Genomic DNA, 4956 nt, shown 5'->3' on the forward strand with positions numbered 1-4956 from the left:
TTTACGATCCAGGGGAAATCGTAACTTTCGCAATAGATGCCACTAAAGGAGTTGTCGGCGATGGTGTTATTGACGATACCTGGAGATGAGTGGTAGCAGTCGATGCCGCAATAATGATTGCCAACTATCTCGTTGTTTATAATCGTAGCATCGGAGTCGAATGATAGAGAGATGCCGGAAGAATCATTATATGAGATGATGTTTCCTTCAATCAATGGTAGAGCTTCCCAACAGCTGATGCCAGAACCGTGGTTTGTAGTAACCGTATTGCCAGTAATGGTTGGGCTGGAATAAGAGCAATAGATGCCGCCTCCATTGTCAATAATCAAGTTGTCGGTGATACTTGGGGAAGCCCTGCTGCAAGAAACACCATCATATTCGGCCTTCATAAGGAGATTATTGCTAATGGTTGGAGAAGAGTGATCACAGTAGATGCCATGCGAGGCATATTCAATTATGCAGTTATCCACAACGCAGTTCGCGTCCACGCTTGAATCCTCGAAATGAATACCATCCCAATCCCCAGGTACTGGATAGGGTCGATTCGAGGTAAATATAATGGGATTATCAAAGGTACCATCGGCGATAAGAGTTCCTTCACCTCCATTGAGCCAAAAAATAGAACCAATCTGTAGAGAAAATAGCTCTCCATCTGCCCCTTTATTGAACTTAACTGTCACACCGGGCTCGATGGTTAGGATGGCTCCGTTACACACGAATACATCGCCCGTCACGATGTAAGGGCTACCAGCTACGGTCCAAGTGGTATCAGTGGTGATTTCCCCACTCACCTCCGTGGCAATAGCCGGCGAGATAGGGATTAAAGCAAGCATAAATATGATGATGACAAGCAAAGCTAGATACCTTTTCCCTCCCAAAATCGATTTTCTCATTTTGACTTTTCACCTCCCTCGCCCGAAAATAAAAAACCAACCCACTAAAAATCCTAGATCGAGTCGGCTAAAATTGCTCGTGGCCATCAACAGTATAATTGTTCCGTGATTACGAGGACATATGCTTCAATGCTCTTTTGTGTTATTCGCTACACAATTAATGGATTCCTGCAAAAAGGCGAGATTTTTTCTGTAGTTCGAGGGGTTACCTTGATTCGAACAATGCTCTGTAGATCATCACGGTGGTTTGATCTCTTCTCACTACTTCTTCGGGTTTGAAGCTTCCATCCGAATAGCCTTTGATTATTCCCGCATCTTTCGCTGTCTCGATATACTGCCACGCCCAGTGATTGTTCGGAACATCCGTGAAGTATCCCTTATAACTCGCATTCAGGGATATTCCCAGTCCCAGGATGAGCATCTTGGCGAGTTGTGCTCTTGAAGTAATATCTTCAGGACCAAATTTCCCATCGCCATAGCCTTCCACCAGCCCGCCGTCTGCTGCAGTTTCGATATACTGCCACGCCCAGTGATTGTTCGGAACATCGGTGAAGTATCCCTTATATTCCTGGTTTAGCGTAGGTCCCAGGGAGTTCACGAGCATCTTGGTGAACTGGGATCTGGTGACGGGATCTGCCGGGCGGAAGAGTCCATCTGGATATCCTGAGATCAACTCCCGATCCGCCATGAACTCGATCTCATTGAAAGCCCAGTAAATGGGGATTACATCTCGAAAGTGCACCAGGGCTTGGCAGGTGTTTATTCTTCCGTATCCGTAGTAATCATCCTTGCCAGTTGGTCCAAGATCATCCGCCGCTAGCTCAATCTTCTCTTCCACTTCGTCTGGAGTAAGCGTTGGATACTTGGAGGCGACCAAAGCGACTAAACCCGATACATGAGGTGCAGCCATGGATGTTCCAGATCCATAAGCGTAGACGTGAGGAGGATTAAAATAAGGATACCAGAAAGTGCTCAAGATGTTCTCGCCGGGAGCTGCGACATCGACAAAGGAACCATAATTCGACCAATATGGTCTTACGTCTAACTTATCGGTCGCTGAAACGGCGATGACATGTTCACAAGCTGCAGGATAGCATGTATAGGGAGGAGATGATTTGCTGGAAAGATTTCCCGCTGCCGCCACAACTATACAGCCTTTATCGTGAGCATAATCTATAGCATTCTGCAAGGTAGTTGATGGAAATGAACCACCCAGGCTCATATTTATCACCTTTGCGCCATTGTCAGCGGCATAAATAATTCCTTGAGCGACGTGGTAATCGGTTCCCATGCCATATCCATTTAAAACCTTCACTGGCATTATCTTCGCTCCCCAGCACATTGCAGCTATACCGTTGTAGTTATCCGTCTCAGCAGCTGCAATCCCCGCCACATGCGTACCATGACCATGATCATCCGTGGGATCACTATCATTATTTGCAAAGTCCCAGCCGTTGTAATCGTCGATGTAGCCATTTTTGTCATCGTCCAATCCGTTGTTGGGAATTTCATCGGAATTGACCCAGATCTTATCCTGGATATCCGGATGTATGAGATCTATTCCGGTATCCAGGACAGCTATGACGATATCACCGCTTCCCTTCTCTATATCCCAACCGTAATTCGACTCCGTGATTTGGAGTGACCATTGGGAACAACCATATGGATTTTGATCTTCCGAATAGTAGGGATCATTGGGCTTCACCACGAATGCCTTTCTGAGGTAATTGAGCTCGGCAAATTCAACTCTGGGATCATTCTCGTATTTCTCTATTATCTCTTCCACATCTGCACCTTCGGGTATTTTCACTCTGTGAACTTCCAGGTGCTTAATCTTGCCCACCCGTCTGCCAAGGGGCAGGGTGGAGGTTATATTGTTTGATGCGTATTTAATTAATATCTCGCCTGTCCACTGGCTTACAGGGGCAGATGGGTTTCTAAAATGAGTTGAGCATTCGGGAAGGATATGATCAGAGTCCGCCAGACGAGCGGGAAAAGCCCCTGGAATATTCATGACAAAAGCCATGGCGGCGATAACTATGACTGCAGCGATTTCCTTCAGATGCTTTGCATTTTTCGTAAATCTGCCTGAACGTTTCATATAATTTCTCCCTTTAAACCACCTGCAAGTCCTGCGGGTGCTTCTACCATATATTTCGGCAATATCAGGTTTTCTCTTAAATTAAAATCGAGAAATGGAGCTTTTGAGCTTGGCTTTTATCCCATGGGTTTGGATGAAATTGGGAAAAGGAGGGAAACCAGTCTCTATAAAGAAAGATTCTTGTTGGAGTAATTGGAAAGCACCTAACAGCGGTATTAAAGTTTCGTCCACCTTAGACGATAAAGCTAAGGAGGGGCTAATCGCCAAATATTCTTGAGGAAGTTCGTCTGTAGGACATCTAAGAAGGGATATCGATGAGAAAGGGTTTGCTGCTTTTAGTCATAGCATTACTCATAATCTTTCTTCCCAAAACCTTGGCATTCGCTCAAAGATTTCCTGATGTTCCTCCGACTCACTGGGCTTTCTATAACATCGAATCCCTGGCCTCAAAGGGGATAATCACGGGCTACCCCGATGGACTGTTCAGACCAGAGGCACACATCTCCCGGAGCCAGATCGCCAAGCTGGTCGTCTCATCCAAGGCATCATCCCTCAATACCACATTTAAGGGTTACTTCAAGGATGTTCCTCAAACTCATTGGGCATGGCGGTACATAGAGACCGCCTATGAGCAAGGATTGATCAAGGGCTTTCCCGATAAAACCTTTAAGCCCGAGGATCCGGCGACAAGGGCTGAGGCTGTGACCATCCTCATGCGCGACCACCCCCTCGATACCTCAGGTACACCCTTCACCGACGTTCCTTCCAACCATCGGGCATACCCGTATATCATGACCGCAAAAAATGCCAGAATCGTTGGGGGCTACCCCGATGGAACCTTCAGACCCGAGAGGTTCGTCACCCGCGCTGAGGCAGCGAAAATCGTTGACACAATGCTCTCAAGGTGATTAAAATAAACTAGTTTTTGCAAAGATCCCGTGAGGAATGCGCCTTTACATGCCTTACTATGAGCGTTGGATCAAACCATCCAAACCGTCCATAGGTCGAAATCTGTTAATCCTCTTTGTTTTCCTAAGCTTAATCAAGGGTTTACTTTTTGCGGCGATAATTCCAGCCTGGCAGGGTCCCGATGAACCATTTCAATTTGGCTATGTCCAATATCTTGTCGAGCGCAAGGCTTTCTCGATCATGGGAAAAGCTTTTTTGCCACCTTCGATAGGTTTCTGTTACCTTTTCTCCCTTGTGGAGTTGGTCGCTTTGGTCTTGCGATCGAAAATTTGAAGGAGGTTTTCTCTTGGCATGAGGCGGATATTTATTGCACTTTTCATTTTTCTCATTGGATATTTTCTTGCCATTCTATTGTGGAATAATATTCACTTGCCCTTCTCAAACCCTTGGGGTATCACCGGTAAGTTAACTGTTGCGAAGTTTAATCCCCTGAATAATATCGTTCGATATTTAATTGTAGTCACCTTGCCCAGTATTCTTTTATTTATGGCTTCTCTCACAAAAATGAGGAAATTTATATTCGACATGAAATTTGCGGGATATGTAGAAGATGCTCAGATGGGTAGTGAAAGAAAAAATAAACCCATATTCCACATTTTATTTATTTTACTGCTGGTTCTTTTCGTATCATGGAGCTTGAATATGACGTTGGGAAATTATCCCTTGGACACCTTCCACGAGGGCGAAACTCTTGGTCCGGCTATTATGTGGCAGAACAATAAGGTTCCGTATAAAGATATATTCTTTGTTCACGGGGTTTTTGAGGATCCACTGCGATCCGTTTTGGCTTTCAATATATTTGGAAAATCAATTGGCGCTTCGAGGGTGTTAACTAATTACCTCATTGTGTTCGCTTATTTGCTTTTGGGCATCTCCCGGTCAAGTCCTTTGTTTCCTGTAAAAACGAGAAGCCCGGCATTAGACGTTGACTACCTCCTTTGCCTCCATTTCCTCTCTTAGGCTTTTATCCAATGCCAATTCTTCCCTTAAGGC

Annotated in this window: 5 protein-coding genes; 3 read left to right on the plus strand and 2 right to left on the minus strand. The window is 45.3% G+C overall.

Features of this window, described 5'->3' with window-relative positions; all coding sequences use genetic code 11:
- Nucleotides 1-893: right-handed parallel beta-helix repeat-containing protein (locus AB1466_07180; GenBank protein MEW6189867.1), on the minus strand; the 893-nt coding region annotated here is incomplete at its 3' end.
- Between the two features lie 205 nt (nucleotides 894-1098).
- A complete protein-coding gene (locus tag AB1466_07185) occupies nucleotides 1099-2994 on the minus strand; it encodes a S8 family serine peptidase (protein ID MEW6189868.1) in 1896 nt (631 codons plus the stop codon).
- A 314-nt stretch (nucleotides 2995-3308) separates the two neighbouring features.
- Here AB1466_07185 and AB1466_07190 point away from each other — a divergent pair, with 314 nt between their 5' ends.
- From AB1466_07190 to AB1466_07200, 3 genes are all read left to right on the plus strand, one after another.
- Nucleotides 3309-3902 (plus strand): S-layer homology domain-containing protein, encoded by a 594-nt coding sequence (locus AB1466_07190; GenBank protein ID MEW6189869.1) that lies wholly within the window; start codon nucleotides 3309-3311, stop codon nucleotides 3900-3902.
- A gap of 49 nt (nucleotides 3903-3951) precedes the next feature.
- Entirely contained in the window at nucleotides 3952-4236 is a 285-nt protein-coding gene (locus AB1466_07195) for a hypothetical protein (GenBank protein ID MEW6189870.1), read from the plus strand.
- Nucleotides 4237-4428: 192 nt separating this feature from the next.
- Nucleotides 4429-4923, plus strand: coding sequence for a hypothetical protein (locus AB1466_07200; GenBank protein MEW6189871.1), 495 nt, complete (start codon nucleotides 4429-4431; stop codon nucleotides 4921-4923).
- Nucleotides 4924-4956 lie beyond the last annotated feature (33 nt).

It is taken from the genome of Actinomycetota bacterium (assembly GCA_040755895.1).
GTDB lineage: Bacteria > Actinomycetota > Aquicultoria > Subteraquimicrobiales > Subteraquimicrobiaceae > Subteraquimicrobium.

Excerpts from the sequence above, each read along its gene's own strand:
- AB1466_07195 (MEW6189870.1), top strand. The coding sequence starts at position 3,952 with ATGCCTTACTATGAGCGTTGGATCAAACCATCCAAACCGTCCATAGGT.
- AB1466_07190 (MEW6189869.1), top strand. The coding sequence starts at position 3,309 with ATGAGAAAGGGTTTGCTGCTTTTAGTCATAGCATTACTCATAATCTTT.
- AB1466_07185 (MEW6189868.1), bottom strand. The coding sequence starts at position 2,994 with ATGAAACGTTCAGGCAGATTTACGAAAAATGCAAAGCATCTGAAGGAA.